The organism is Aeromonas sp. FDAARGOS 1407 (assembly GCF_019048725.1).
Lineage (GTDB): Bacteria > Pseudomonadota > Gammaproteobacteria > Enterobacterales > Aeromonadaceae > Aeromonas > Aeromonas enteropelogenes.
This window is the reverse complement of sequence record NZ_CP077399.1, coordinates 4240594-4253849: the sequence shown is the minus strand read 5'-3', so window position 1 is coordinate 4253849 and position 13256 is coordinate 4240594. Positions and strand designations below refer to the sequence as shown.

Sequence of the window (13256 nt, the reverse complement as noted above, 5' to 3'; positions counted from 1 at the left end):
TCAGCGCGTATCAGGCGTGGTGGGTGCTGTCACTTGGGGGATGGATAGTGCCTTTCTATAAATTTGTGAGGTAATAATGAGAGGTGTGGTGTGAGCCAACGCACATAAATGGAGGTGATGGGGGAGGTGAAATGGAAAACAAGATAGGGGAAAGGTGGAGAAATGGGTTGAGCCGTCGGAGCCTGACAGCTCACCACAACGCGTGAGTGAAACCACAGGTATGGGCGTCGTAGTCGTAGGGGGCAATGAACGAAGTGAATTGCACCGCTTGTTTGGGCAGGCAAATGGAGATATGAGAGGGGATTGCAGGAAAGATTGAGGTGATGACGCGAATGTCCGAATGAATCGCCACCGACAGCAGACAATAAAAAAGCGCCCTCGGGCGCTTTTTTATTGTGAGAGGGGGTTAGCCGATCAGGCTGGCCCACAGGTCATATTCGTCGGCTTCGTCGATGCGAACCTTGACCATGTCGCCGGGCTTGAGGCTGGTTTCACCGTTGAGGTAGACCAGACCGTCGATCTCGGGGGCATCGGCGGCGGAGCGGCCGGTGGCACCCTCTTCATCCACCTCGTCGATGATGATGGTCATCTCCTGGCCGACCTTGCGGGCGAGCTTGCGGATGGAGACCTGCTGTTGCAGCTCCATAAAGCGCTGGAAGCGCTCTTCCTGTACCTCTTCGGGCACGGGATCCGGCAGTTCGTTGGCCTTGGCCCCTTCCACCGGGCTGTATTTGAAGCAGCCGACCCGATCCAGTTCCGCTTTGTCGATAAAGTCGAGCAGCATCTGGAAATCTTCCTCGGTCTCGCCCGGGAAGCCGACGATAAAGGTGGAACGCAGGGTGATCTCGGGGCAGATCTCGCGCCACTTCTGGATCCGCTCCAGGGTGCGCTCGACGGTGCCGGGGCGCTTCATCAGCTTCAGGATGCGCGGGCTGGCGTGCTGCAGCGGGATATCGAGGTAGGGCAATACCTTGCCATCGCGCATCAGGGGGATGACGTCATCCACGTGCGGATAGGGGTAGACATAGTGCAGACGCACCCAGATATCGAGCTTGGCCAGCTCTTCGCACAGGGCGACCATGCTGGTCTTGACCGGCATGCCGTCGTAGAAGCCGGTGCGGTGTTTTACGTCGACCCCGTAGGCGGAGGTGTCCTGAGAGATCACCAGGATCTCCTTCACGCCGGCCTCTTTCAGGCGCTTGGCCTCGGCCAGTACCTCGCCGATGGGGCGGCTCACCAGATCCCCACGCATGGAGGGGATGATGCAGAAGGTGCAGCGGTGGTTGCAGCCTTCGGAAATCTTCAGGTAGGCGTAGTGACGGGGGGTCAGCTTGACGCCGTGGGCCGGCACCAGGCTGGTAAAGGGGTTGTGTTGCGGCTTCTCCACGTATTTGTGAACGTGGCCCAGCACCTCTTCATAGGCGTGGGGACCGGTGATCTCGAGCACCTTGGGGTGGATCTCGCGGATCTGGTTCTCTTTGGCGCCAAGGCAGCCGGTGACGATCACCTTGCCGTTTTCGGCTAGAGCTTCGCCGATGGCTTCCAGAGACTCCTGCACCGCGCTGTCGATAAAGCCGCAGGTGTTGACGACGACCAGCTCGGCATCGTCATAGCTGGGCACCACGTCGTACCCTTCGGTACGCAGCTGGGTCAGGATGCGCTCGGAATCGACCAGGTTTTTGGGGCAACCCAAGGAGACGAATCCTACTTTGGGGGCCTGTTTTGTGTTGGACATCGCTCAATCACTCTTAGGTGGCTTTACTTCAAGGGCGCGGATTTTACCTAAATGGCTAACCAAAAACTATACAGCTGACACACTGGAGCGGAACTATCTCTGTCATCCGGGGTGATAACGGCGCGGTGCGCGTTCCCCGTGATGACCCGGTGGCACAGATATCTTGTTGAGCCATATGTTATTTGAGCCGGGAGAGTAGAGTAGATTCACTATACTTCCAGCAGATAAAGGGATGGGGGAAGGAATGGACAACTCATTTGGTGATCGCATGCAGAGTATGCACGCCACCCTGCGCCAGCGTTTTGACAAGCTGAGCCGGGTGGCCATTGCGATCTATGATCAGCATACGGATCAGCTCAAGACATTCAGCCACAGCACCGACGGTCCTTCTCCCCTGATGCAGTACGAGATCAAGTTGAGCGACGTGCCCTCCCTGAATTATTTGGCCACTCATCAGCAATCCCGCGTACTCCATACCCTGGCATCCTTAAAAGGCTCCCCTGCGGAGCACAGCCGCAAGCTGCTGGAGGCGGGGTTTGCCTCCAGCTATACCGAGCCGCTGCTGTTCAATGACAGGCTGTTCGGCTTTCTGTTCTGCGATGCCAGGGAGCCGGATTATTTCAGTGTTCCCCTGTGCAACGAGCTGGCAGCTTATGCCCAGATGCTGGCGGCCATCATAGCGGTGGAGTTTTTCTCAATTCAGACCCTGAACGGGGCCCTGACCACGGCGCGGGAGTTCAGCCGCTATCGGGATGAGGAGACGGCCAACCACTTGCGGCGGATGTCGGCCTATGCCCGCCTGATCGCCAGGACCCTGGCCCCGAGCCATGGTCTTAACGATGAAGAGGTGGAGTTCATTCATCTCTTTTCGGAGCTGCACGACATCGGCAAGATTGCGGTGCCCGATGCCATCTTGCTCAAGCCGGGCAAGCTGACACCGGAGGAGTTTGCTGTCATGCAGACCCACACCCTCAAGGGGGAGGAGATGATAGCGCTGATGATCAAGGAGTTCGGCCTCGATGGCATTCATCACATCGACATGTTGAAGCACATCATCACCCATCATCATGAGCGTTTCGATGGCACGGGCTATCCCTATGGGCTGAGCGGCGAGGCCATCCCGCTGGCCGCACGGATAGTGACGGTGGCCGACGTGTTTGATGCCCTCACCAGCAGGCGCCCCTACAAGGATCCCTGGGATTTCGACACGGCCTTTCATTATCTGGAAGAGTATGCCGGCAGTCAGTTTGACCCGGCTTGCGTTGCGGCAGCGCTGCATAACAAAGCGGCCTTTCTTGCCATCCATCAGCAGTATCAGGATCCGGCCTTCACGCTCGGAAAAACGGTAGAGCAGGCCAATCCGGCATGATGAAAGGGGGCACTGTCAGGTGCCCCCTTCTCCTTTCTCTATACGGCCTGTGCCGGTTGCCCGATAACCTTTGGGGACATCAGGGTTTGGGCGGCGGTTCGCTTATCTGATGCAGGTGATCCGCGCAGGCGCTCGAGCAGCCGCAGGGGCGTACCTCTTTATCCCCCCGCTTTTGTGCCAGTTTGTACTGACGCCACCAGATGATGGTGCCCATGGCGACGATAAGGACAAATGAGGCGAGCAGGCTCAACAGCCAGATGGACATGATTTCTCCTCCCTGTGGTGGCAGCAGGGGTGATCAACTCCCCGGCCCTTGTTTTGAGTATTGCGGCAATGGCCATGCGCCGCCCCGCTATTTCGCTGGCAGGCGTGTCCCCCCGGCTGTTGACCGGTGGGACGGATCCCGTGGATGGCTGGTGCTGCTTGATGGTGTCGTGACGGGCGGCCCTGACTTGCCTCTGTCAGTTGCATCAAGTTGGCGGGAGCCAGCAATGCAGGCAGGGGCAAACGGCCCGAGCGACACTGCATGACCCGGATGCCGGCAGCCAGCAGGCGGCCCAGCATCTGTTGGCCGATGTTGCGTACTATCACCTGGTCGACGCCATGCTCGGCCAGCGTCGCCAGCAGCGCCTGTTTGCCGCCGCATCCGGCCGTGGCCGCCGGATTGGCCAGCGTAGTCAGTACGGCTCCATCAGGGCCCAGGATTTGCAACTGTTCGGCACGGCTGAAATGGCCGGCCAGCAGGCCCTGGCTCAGCATGATGGCACTGTTGCCGGGGGTTGTTTCATGGTTCATCACGATCTTCTCCACTGGTTTCGTGGTCGGGTTCGGCAGGCTGCATCATCAGCGCCTTGCCCAGGCTCAGACATTCCACCACCTTGTAACGGCCTTTTTTCAGGATATTGGCCAGGGTCTGGCGGGAGACGCCCATCACCTGCGCGGCCTCCTGTTGCTGCATTCCCTGCAGGTCGACCAGTCGCAGGGCCTCGAATTCATCGGCAGCCAGGGCGACTTGCTCCAGCTGGTGCATGGGGCGGCCATTGGGTTTGAAGCAGCTGTTGGCGGGGCGGCCACAGATCTGGCGGGCAATCTTGGGTCTTGGCATGACGGCTCCTAATTGGCATATGCCATTTATACGCCTGTAATTGGCATATGCCAATTATTTTGTCGGATTGCGTCATGGATGACGTCTTTGCGAAGAGGGAAGAGAGATGCATGAAGAGGGAGAAACAACACGGGCCCAAACCGAAGTTTGGGCCCGTGGGGGCATGTCGGGATTTTCGCCGCTTGCTTACGCGGCTTCAGATTGGCGAGTCACCCCGGTGGCTTCATTGCCATTGGCGAAACGGTCGGCCCACAGGGCAATGACGCCATCGCCGGTCACGTTGCAGGCGGTACCGAAGCTGTCTTGCGCCAAATAAAGGGCGATCATCAGGGCGACGGAGGCCTCACTAAAGCCGAGCATGGAGGTGAGCAGGCCCAGAGCCGACATCACGGCCCCCCCCGGTGCGCCCGGTGCGGCGATCATGATCACCCCCAGCATCATGATGAAAGGCAGCATGGTGCCATAGCCCGGGATCGCCAGATGCTCGGAGAGGAACATCACGGCGGTGGCGCAGGTCACCAGGGTGATGGTGGAGCCGCTCAGGTGAATGGTGGCGCACAGAGGTACGGTGAAGTTGGCGATCCCCTCGCTCACCCCGTTGTTCTTGCTTGAGCGCAGGGCGACCGGGATGGTGGCCGCGCTGGACATGGTGCCCAGGGCTGTGAAGTAGGCGGGCAGCATGTTCTTGATGAGGGTGAGCGGTGAGCGGCCAAGGGCCAGACCGGTACCGATGAAGAGTACGGAGAGCCAGATCCAGTGCATCAGGATGGCCATCACCAGCACCACGCCAAAGGTCTTCAGGGTGGCGAACACAGTGCCGACTACGGTCATTTCGGCGAAAACACCGGCGATGTAGATGGGCAGCAGCGGGATGATCACCTTGGCCAGCAGGCGGTCGATGATGTCTCGGCCCTGATCGACTACTTTACGCAGGTCGGTGGCCTGGGTAGCACTGATACCGATGCCGAACACAAAGGCGGCGACTAGAGCGGACATCACCCCGAAAAATGGCGGGATCTCCAGATTGAGGTAGGAGGCGAGCTCGGTAGCGGTTTCTGCCGTAGGCTCGGCGGCGTTGGTCAGCTGCGGGATCAGGTGGCTGGCCACGGTGAAGGCGAACAGACCCGCGAGTATGGTGGAGCCGTAGGAGAGGGCAACCGTCTTGCCCAGCAACTTGCCGGAGTTTTTCGGCAGGCTGGCGATGCCGCTCATGATGAAGAACAGGATGATGAGCGGGATGGTGAAGGTGATCAGCTGGCCAATGACTGTCTTGGCCGTGAACAGCACGCGTGCCACCCACTCAGGGGCATAAAGACCGAGCAAGAGACCGGCAAGGATGCCAGCAATGAGTTTGAGGACAAGTTTCATAAGCAAATCCGCCTGAATGTGTATTGTCTGATTTGTTATTTAATTTTGATATTAATCTCGGTTTTTAACATAGATTCCGTGCTATGTCTGCCATTGCCATCCAATTACCGAGTTAAATATTGCCAACGGTTCCAGATGCCGAGCGGAACGCTTTGGACTCGGTTGCCGGAAATGTGTGATGAATTAATCCGTTAGGGCATGGGTTGCAGGATCCGCTGCAGACAGAGGGTGGCAGCCTGCTGCCCGTCAGCAGAGAAGGGCAGATCCCGAAGCGGCAGGCCTGCTTGCTGAATGGCCATCTGCACCAGCCCCCTGGTGTGAGTCAGGGCATCTTGTGGCAAACGGATGCACAGCAGAGCCCCCGGTTTGAGCAGGCTTGCCAATCGCTGCAATTGGGTGGTAAGGGTGGAAACATGGTAGCCAAACTGGCCACTGATCCAGATGCCGTCATAGGGCAGCACAGAATGTATCTGCTCGATATGACAGACGCGTACCGCTTGTCCGATTTGTTGCGAGGCGAGCTTGGCTTGTACCAGTCTGGGCTCGCAGGCGGTCACCACATGGCCCAGTTGGCGAAAATGCGCCAGATCTTCGCCGCTGCCGCAATTGGCGTTGAGCAGGTGAGCCTGTTTGGGCAGGGCGGCGAGAAAGTGGGCGCACACCGTCTGCATTTGGGCAGAATATGGCGCCGACAAGGGGCTGACGGGGTGTGACACTGAGGGACCTCCAACAAAGGGGGGCATACTCTAGCAAACTTGGCTGTGACCAGCCAAAGGTTGTGGCGTCAGGGGAAGGTTATGGGCGGGTGCTGGCCGGGCCGTCAACCAGCTGCAACATGGCGAAGATACTGTCGAGCAGGAAGTCCGCTTCCTTTATAAGGTCAATTCTGGCCGGAAAGTGCAGCCAGTTGACTATGTAGCCATCCAGGGTGCAGTGCACCAGAGTGGCGGCCCGCTTCAGATCCAGGGTCGCCGGCAATTGCCCCTTGCGGATGGCATTGGTGAGGGCCGTCTCCAGATCCTGAAAGAAGTTGCCCGACTCGCTGCGGATGTGTTCGCGCAAAGAGAGCGTCTCGCCATCGAGCGATTCCAGATTGAACAGTATGGTGAACATCTGTTGGTGAGCCGGATCCGTGGTGATACGGACAAGGACCCCTTTGAGAAAAGTTCGCAGTTTGCCCAGGGGGTCGGGCTCCTGCTCGGAGATGCAGGCATCAAGTTGGTGGGAGAGCTGCTCGCACAGCTCTTTCCACAGTGAGAAGAAAAGCTCTTCCTTGTTCTTGAAGTGCCAGTAGATGGCACCGCGAGTCAGCCCGGCGGCCTTGGCGATATCGGTCAGGCTGGTTCTGGCCAATCCCTGGGCACAGAAGAGCGCCAGTGCGGTCTTCATGATATGGCAACGGGTCTGCTGCGCCTCTTCTTTGGTTCGTCTGGCCATGGGGTGATGCACCTCGATATAAGCAAAAAGCCACTTACATACATTTATGAATGTATGTATATTGCCTCATCTTCCGATTTTTTTCCAACGGGGCCGTCTGGCCCTGCCTGTTCATTGACTGGCTGAGATTAAGGTGTTTCATGCATAAACATATTCTTGCTCGTTCGGTGGGCCTTGCCTTGCTGGCAACGGGCCTGCTGGCAGGTTGTGGTGACAAGGACGGGATGCCGCAAGGGCAGGGGGGCATGCCTCCGGCTGCGGTCGATGTCGTCACGCTGCAAAGCGGGCCGCTGCAACTGACCACAGAATTGACCGGCCGCAGCGCAGCGCTGCGCATCGCCGAAGTTCGCCCCCAGGTGAGCGGTATACTGCTCAAGCGTCTCTTTACCGAAGGAAGCGACGTGAAGGCGGGCGATCTGCTTTATCAGATCGATCCGGCCATCTACCAGGCGGAAGTCGCCAGCGCCAAGGCCAACCTGGCCAAGGCCGAGGCCAATGAGCGCAGCGCCCGCCTCAAGGCCAAACGTTATCAGGAACTGCTCAAGGTCAAGTCCATCAGCCGTCAGGATTACGATGATGCCGATGCCAGCTGGAAGCAGGCCCAGGCCGAGATCATGGCGAGCAAGGCAGCCCTGCGCACCGCCGAGATCAATCTGGGCTACACCCGGATCACGGCGCCCATCAGCGGCCGCATCGGCAAGTCCGCAGTGACCGAAGGGGCCCTGGTGACTGCCCAGCAGGCCAGTGCACTGACCACCATCCAGCAGCTCGACCCCATGTATGTGGACGTGCGCCAGTCCACCGCCGATCTGCTGCGCCTCAAGCGGCTGGTGGCCGAGGGCAAGCTGACCCAGGACGAGCAGAAGGGAGCACGGGTAAATTTCCAGCTGGAGGATGGCTCCAGTTACGGGGAAGCAGGTTCACTGCAGTTCTCCGATGTGACCGTGGACGAGAGCACCGGCATGGTGACCCTGAGGGTTATAGTGCCCAATCCTCACCAGTTGCTGCTGCCAGGCATGTTCATGCGCGCCACCTTGCAGGAGGGTGAGCGGGCTCAGGGGCTGCTGGTGCCGCAGACTGCCGTCAGCCGTACCCCCAATGGCGGCGCGACCGTGCTGGTGGTAACAGCCGACAACAAGGTCGAGCTGCGCAATGTCCAGCTGAGCCGGGTCGTCGGCAGTAACTGGGTGGTGGAGTCCGGCCTCAAATCAGGCGAGAAGGTGATCGTCGCCGGTCTGCAGAAAGTGCGTCCGGGTGCCGAGGTCAACCCGACTGAGCAGGCGGCCACTGTGTCTGCCGCCCAGACTCCGGCCAACAAGTAGGATGGAGTAGTCACTTCATGGCTCGATTTTTTATAGACAGACCCATTTTTGCCTGGGTGATTGCGTTGGTGATCATGCTGGCGGGCAGCCTGGCCATCATCAAGTTGCCGGTGGCCCAGTACCCGAGCATAGCGCCACCGGCGGTGAGCATCTCCGCCAGCTACCCCGGCGCTTCCGCCAAGACGGTGGAAGATTCGGTGACCCAGATCATCGAACAGAACATGACAGGGCTGGATCACCTGCTCTACATGTCCTCCCAGTCTGACTCCGCCGGCCGGGTGTCGGTGACCCTGACGTTCCAGCCGGGTACCGATCCCGATATCGCCCAGGTGCAGGTGCAAAACAAGTTGCAACAGGCGATGTCACTGTTGCCACAAGAGGTGCAGCAGCAGGGGATCCGGGTCCAGAAGACCTCCAGCAGCTTCTGGATGGTGGCGGCGTTCATCTCCAGCGATGGCAGCATGAACAACGACGACCTGGCGGATTATGTGGTCTCCAACATCAAGGAGCCCCTGAGCCGTCTGGATGGTGTGGGCGAGATCACCCTGTTCGGTAGCCAATACTCCATGCGAGTCTGGCTCGACCCGCACAAGCTCAACCGGGTACAGATGACCCCGGGTGACGTGCAGGCCGCCATCAAGGCGCAAAACGCCCAGGTGGCCTTTGGCCAGCTGGGAGGCACCCCTGCGGTCAAGGATCAGCAGTTCACCGCCACCATCATGGGGCAGACCCGCCTTTCAACCCCCGAGCAGTTCAACAATATTCTGCTGCGGGTGAATCAGGATGGCTCCAAGGTTCGTCTGAAAGATGTGGCACGGGTCGAGTTGGCGGGTGAGAGCTATGATGCCGATGCGCTCTACAACGGTCAGCCGACCGCCGCCATCGCCATCAAGCTGGCGACCGGTGCCAACGCGCTGGATACCGCCGAGAAGGTGCAGGCCAAACTGGATGAGCTCTCCGAGTACTTCCCGGCCAACATGGAGATCGTCTATCCCTACGACACCACGCCGTTTGTGAAGATCTCCATCGAGGAGGTGGTGCAGACCCTGATCGAAGCGATCATCCTGGTGTTCTGCGTCATGTACCTGTTCCTGCAGAACTTCCGCGCCACCCTGATCCCGACTATTGCTGTGCCCGTGGTGCTGCTCGGTACCTTCGGCGTGATGGCAGCCTTCGGTTTCTCCATCAACACCCTGACCATGTTCGGCATGGTGCTGGCCATCGGCCTCTTGGTAGATGACGCCATCGTGGTGGTGGAGAACGTGGAACGCCTGATGAGCGAGGAGGATCTCTCACCGCTTGAGGCGACTCGCAAGTCGATGGATCAGATCACCGGCGCCCTGGTGGGGATTGCTCTGGTGCTGTCGGCGGTGTTCGTGCCCATGGCATTCTTCGGCGGGTCGACCGGTGCCATCTATCGCCAGTTCTCGCTCACCATCGTTTCGGCCATGGTGCTCTCGGTGCTGGTGGCCCTGATCCTGACGCCAGCTCTGTGTGCCACCCTGCTCAAGCCGCTGAAACATGGCGAGTTTGCGGCCCAGCGCGGCTTCTTCGGCTGGTTCAACCGGGCCTTTGATGCCAGTGCCAGCCGCTATCAGAACGGGGTACGCAAAGTGATCAAGCAGGGCGTACGCTACAGCCTCATCTATGGCGCCATGCTGGTGGTGCTGGGTGTGCTGTTTATGCGGATGCCCACCTCCTTCCTGCCTGAGGAGGATCAGGGGGTCGTCATGTCCATGGTGCAACTGCCGGTCGGTGCGACCAAGCAGCGTACCGAGGTGGTGCTGGCCCAGATGCGCGATTATTTCCTCGAGAACGAGAAGGACAATGTGGAGTCGGTGCTGACGGTGGCGGGTTTCAGCTTCGCCGGTAGCGGTCAGAACGCCGGCATGGCCTTTATCAAGCTCAAGGACTGGAGTGAGCGGGAGAGCCCGGATCGCAGCGCCAATGCCATCATTGGCCGCGCCATGGGGTATCTGTTCAGCATCAAGGAGGCGCAAGTTTTTGCCTTCAACCTGCCGTCGATCCCGGAGCTCGGAACGGCCACCGGTTTTGACTTCTATCTGCAAGATCGTGCGGGACTGGGCCACGAGAAGCTGATGGCGGCGCGTAATCAGCTGCTCGGCATGGCGGCGCAAGATCCGAACCTGGTGCGGGTACGCCCGAACGGGATGGAGGATACTCCCCAGCTCGATATCAAGCTCGACTATGAGAAGGCATTGGCGCAGGGGCTCTCCATTTCGGATATCAACAGCGCCCTGTCGACGGCCTGGGGCTCTTCCTATGTGAACGACTTTGTGGATCGCGGTCGGATCAAGAAGGTCTACATGCAGGCCGATGCCCCCTTCAGGATGAATCCGGAAGATCTCAAGCTGTGGTATGTGCGCAACAGCGCCGGCCAGATGGTGCCTTTCTCCGCCTTTGCCACGACGGAGTGGAGCTTTGGCTCGCCGCGCCTCGAGCGTTACAACGGTGTGCCGGCCATGGAGATCGTCGGTGAAGCAGCGCCCGGCAAGAGTACCGGTGATGCCATGGCGGCTATCGAACAGATGGTGAAACAGCTGCCGGAAGGGGTGGGTATCGAGTGGACCGGGCTCTCCTTCCAGGAGCGCCAGGCTGGTTCGCAGGCCCCTGCGCTCTATGCCATCTCCCTGCTGGTGGTGTTCCTCTGTCTCGCGGCCCTCTATGAGAGCTGGAGCATTCCGTTCTCGGTGATGCTGGTGGTGCCGCTCGGGGTACTGGGTGCCATTCTGGCGGCGACCCTGCGCGGGCTGGAGAACGACGTCTACTTCCAGGTGGGCCTGCTCACTACCATCGGCCTGTCGGCCAAGAATGCCATCCTGATCGTCGAGTTCGCCAAGGAGCTTTATGACAAGGGGATGGGGCTTGGTGAGGCGGTGGTGGAGGCGGCACGTCTGCGTCTGCGCCCCATCCTGATGACCTCTCTTGCCTTCATCCTCGGCGTATTGCCACTGGTGATCAGTACCGGTGCCGGCGCAAGCAGCCGTAACGCCATCGGAACCGGCGTGATGGGGGGGATGATCAGTGCTACTGTCCTGGCCATCTTCTTCGTGCCGTTGTTCTTCGTGCTGGTGATGCGCTACTTCACCAAACATTCTTCAAAAGAGGCGCGTTTGGCTGCGGTGGGTGAGACGAAACATGACTGATGGATGCTAGTTGGTTTGAACTGACAGGTGGCTAATAAATCACCATAACTGTCAGGTTTAATTGGTCTTTCAACAGGGCAACCTCAGGGTTGCCCTGTTTTTTGCTCTGATTAAGGTATCAATTGGTTATCAATCGCAGTTGTTTGTGGCATGTGCGTCAAGTTTGTTCAATTGAGCGTGTTCTCTATCGAATCCTTATTGAAAGCCCTCATAGTGAGTAGTTTTTACTGTTCAGTTTGGTCTGAAACGGGATAGAATCCGGACTCCAATCGGGCTGAGACTGTTGGGGATATTACATTCCTCATGAGAATCCTCTTGCACATACTCGAGGGGGGAGCGTACCGACAGTCAGTACAACAAGAGATGCTGGAGGACACGATGACCAACAGCAGACACAATCTGGTTAAAAGCAGCAAACTGGGGGCTGTAACTCAGGGGCGGTAGCCATCATTTTTTGTAATAAATACAATGAAATGAGTTGCTGGCGAGTATCGCCTGCTGTGGATATATTAATCCAAAATTGAGTGTTTATTACGCCGCATGGATACCTTCGGTTTGATTCAGTCCGCTTTTTTCGTCCAATTCCTCGCAAGAGATACCACATCTATGAAAATTCTCATCACCGGTGGCGCAGGCTTTATCGGGTCTGCCGTTGTGCGCCATATCATCCGTGATACTCAGGATGCCGTTATCAATCTTGATAAACTCACCTATGCTGGCAATCTGGAATCGTTGGCTGATGTATCGTCAAGCGAGCGTTATGCGTTTGAGCAAGTGGACATCTGCAATCGCGCCGAGCTGGATCGGGTGTTTGCCCTGCACCAGCCGGATGCGGTGATGCATCTGGCCGCCGAGAGCCATGTTGACCGCTCCATCACCGGCCCTGCTGACTTTATCGAGACCAATATTGTCGGCACCTATATGTTGCTGGAAGCAGCTCGCGCCTATTGGAACAGCCTTCCTGATCCGCGCAAGGCGGCCTTCCGCTTCCACCATATCTCCACCGATGAGGTGTATGGCGACCTGCCCCATCCGGATGAAGTGGCTGCTGGTGAGCCATTGCTACTCTTTACCGAAACCACCCCTTACGCCCCCAGCAGCCCCTATTCTGCCTCCAAGGCCTCCAGCGACCATCTGGTGCGTGCCTGGTGCCGTACTTATGGCCTGCCAACTATCGTCACCAACTGCTCCAACAACTACGGCCCGTACCATTTCCCCGAGAAGCTGATCCCGCTGGTCATTCTCAACGCGCTGGATGGCAAGCCGCTGCCGGTCTATGGTAAGGGCGACCAAATTCGTGATTGGCTTTATGTAGAAGATCACGCGCGCGCGCTCTACAAGGTGGTGACCACGGGCTTGGTCGGGGAGACCTACAACATCGGTGGCCACAACGAGAAGCAGAATCTTGATGTGGTGCATACCGTATGTGATCTGCTGGACGAGATGGTGCCCAAAGCGGGCTCTTATCGCGATCAAATCACCTATGTGGCGGATCGCCCTGGCCACGATCGCCGTTATGCCATCGATGCGACCAAGATGAGCCGTGAGCTCGCTTGGCAGCCGCAAGAAACTTTCGAGTCGGGCATTCGCAAAACCGTGCAGTGGTATCTGGATAACCAGCAGTGGGTCAAAATGGTCCAAAACGGGTGTGTATCAACAAGTGTGAATAAAAAGTGATTATTGCTTAGTTCATCAATGCTCTAATCAATAGTCATTTTAAAAATTGGGGTTTTAAGGATTAAATTAAAACTAC

11 protein-coding genes are annotated in these 13256 nt (G+C 58.2%); 4 read left to right on the top strand and 7 right to left on the bottom strand.

What is annotated here, in order from left to right; translation table 11 throughout:
• Positions 1-406: 406 nt before the first annotated feature.
• Positions 407-1735 carry a 30S ribosomal protein S12 methylthiotransferase RimO gene (gene rimO / locus I6L37_RS19860; RefSeq protein ID WP_042072122.1) on the bottom strand — a complete coding sequence of 443 codons (1329 nt, stop codon included), beginning with the start codon at positions 1733-1735 and terminating at the stop codon, positions 407-409.
• 244 nt (positions 1736-1979) lie between these two features.
• Here rimO and I6L37_RS19855 point away from each other — a divergent pair, with 244 nt between their 5' ends.
• Positions 1980-3104, top strand: a complete 1125-nt coding sequence (locus I6L37_RS19855) for an HD domain-containing phosphohydrolase (protein ID WP_216992773.1) — start codon at positions 1980-1982, stop codon at positions 3102-3104.
• A 79-nt stretch (positions 3105-3183) separates the two neighbouring features.
• On the opposite strand, the gene I6L37_RS19850 is transcribed toward I6L37_RS19855, so the two are convergent.
• From I6L37_RS19850 to I6L37_RS19825, 6 genes are all read right to left on the bottom strand, one after another.
• A complete protein-coding gene (locus I6L37_RS19850; RefSeq protein WP_026457974.1) occupies positions 3184-3369 on the bottom strand; it encodes a hypothetical protein in 186 nt (61 codons plus the stop codon).
• Complete coding sequence (locus I6L37_RS19845) at positions 3351-3899, bottom strand: NifB/NifX family molybdenum-iron cluster-binding protein (RefSeq protein WP_216992772.1); 549 nt, start codon at positions 3897-3899, stop codon at positions 3351-3353. The genes I6L37_RS19850 and I6L37_RS19845 overlap by 19 nt, the downstream gene beginning before the upstream one ends.
• Positions 3889-4209 carry a DUF134 domain-containing protein gene (locus I6L37_RS19840; protein ID WP_216992771.1) on the bottom strand — a complete coding sequence of 107 codons (321 nt, stop codon included), beginning with the start codon at positions 4207-4209 and terminating at the stop codon, positions 3889-3891. Before I6L37_RS19840 ends, I6L37_RS19845 begins: the two co-directional genes overlap by 11 nt.
• A 186-nt stretch (positions 4210-4395) precedes the next feature.
• Positions 4396-5577 (bottom strand): dicarboxylate/amino acid:cation symporter, encoded by a 1182-nt coding sequence (locus I6L37_RS19835; RefSeq protein ID WP_216992770.1) that lies wholly within the window; start codon positions 5575-5577, stop codon positions 4396-4398.
• A gap of 191 nt (positions 5578-5768) precedes the next feature.
• Positions 5769-6248 (bottom strand): bifunctional 2-polyprenyl-6-hydroxyphenol methylase/3-demethylubiquinol 3-O-methyltransferase UbiG, encoded by a 480-nt coding sequence (locus tag I6L37_RS19830; RefSeq protein WP_216994219.1) that lies wholly within the window; start codon positions 6246-6248, stop codon positions 5769-5771.
• 124 nt (positions 6249-6372) lie between these two features.
• Positions 6373-7014 carry a TetR family transcriptional regulator gene (locus I6L37_RS19825; RefSeq protein WP_216992769.1) on the bottom strand — a complete coding sequence of 214 codons (642 nt, stop codon included), beginning with the start codon at positions 7012-7014 and terminating at the stop codon, positions 6373-6375.
• Between the two features lie 140 nt (positions 7015-7154).
• Between I6L37_RS19825 and I6L37_RS19820 the strand changes: the two genes are divergently transcribed.
• The 3 genes from I6L37_RS19820 to rfbB all read left to right on the top strand — a co-directional run bounded on the left by I6L37_RS19820 (position 7155) and on the right by rfbB (position 13180).
• Entirely contained in the window at positions 7155-8336 is a 1182-nt protein-coding gene (locus I6L37_RS19820) for an efflux RND transporter periplasmic adaptor subunit (protein ID WP_042024877.1), read from the top strand.
• 17 nt (positions 8337-8353) lie between these two features.
• Positions 8354-11503: an efflux RND transporter permease subunit gene (locus I6L37_RS19815; protein WP_216992768.1), complete on the top strand. Its 3150-nt coding sequence runs from the start codon at positions 8354-8356 to the stop codon at positions 11501-11503.
• A gap of 606 nt (positions 11504-12109) precedes the next feature.
• Complete coding sequence (gene rfbB, locus I6L37_RS19810; protein WP_216992767.1) at positions 12110-13180, top strand: dTDP-glucose 4,6-dehydratase; 1071 nt, start codon at positions 12110-12112, stop codon at positions 13178-13180.
• Positions 13181-13256: the final 76 nt, after the last annotated feature.

Coding starts and splice junctions, on each gene's coding strand:
- rimO (WP_042072122.1), bottom strand. CDS start 1,735: ATGTCCAACACAAAACAGGCCCCCAAAGTAGGATTCGTCTCCTTGGGT.
- I6L37_RS19855 (WP_216992773.1), top strand. CDS start 1,980: ATGGACAACTCATTTGGTGATCGCATGCAGAGTATGCACGCCACCCTG.
- I6L37_RS19850 (WP_026457974.1), bottom strand. CDS start 3,369: ATGTCCATCTGGCTGTTGAGCCTGCTCGCCTCATTTGTCCTTATCGTC.
- I6L37_RS19845 (WP_216992772.1), bottom strand. CDS start 3,899: ATGAACCATGAAACAACCCCCGGCAACAGTGCCATCATGCTGAGCCAG.
- I6L37_RS19840 (WP_216992771.1), bottom strand. CDS start 4,209: ATGCCAAGACCCAAGATTGCCCGCCAGATCTGTGGCCGCCCCGCCAAC.
- I6L37_RS19835 (WP_216992770.1), bottom strand. CDS start 5,577: ATGAAACTTGTCCTCAAACTCATTGCTGGCATCCTTGCCGGTCTCTTG.
- I6L37_RS19830 (WP_216994219.1), bottom strand. CDS start 6,248: ATGCAGACGGTGTGCGCCCACTTTCTCGCCGCCCTGCCCAAACAGGCT.
- I6L37_RS19825 (WP_216992769.1), bottom strand. CDS start 7,014: ATGGCCAGACGAACCAAAGAAGAGGCGCAGCAGACCCGTTGCCATATC.
- I6L37_RS19820 (WP_042024877.1), top strand. CDS start 7,155: ATGCATAAACATATTCTTGCTCGTTCGGTGGGCCTTGCCTTGCTGGCA.
- I6L37_RS19815 (WP_216992768.1), top strand. CDS start 8,354: ATGGCTCGATTTTTTATAGACAGACCCATTTTTGCCTGGGTGATTGCG.
- rfbB (WP_216992767.1), top strand. CDS start 12,110: ATGAAAATTCTCATCACCGGTGGCGCAGGCTTTATCGGGTCTGCCGTT.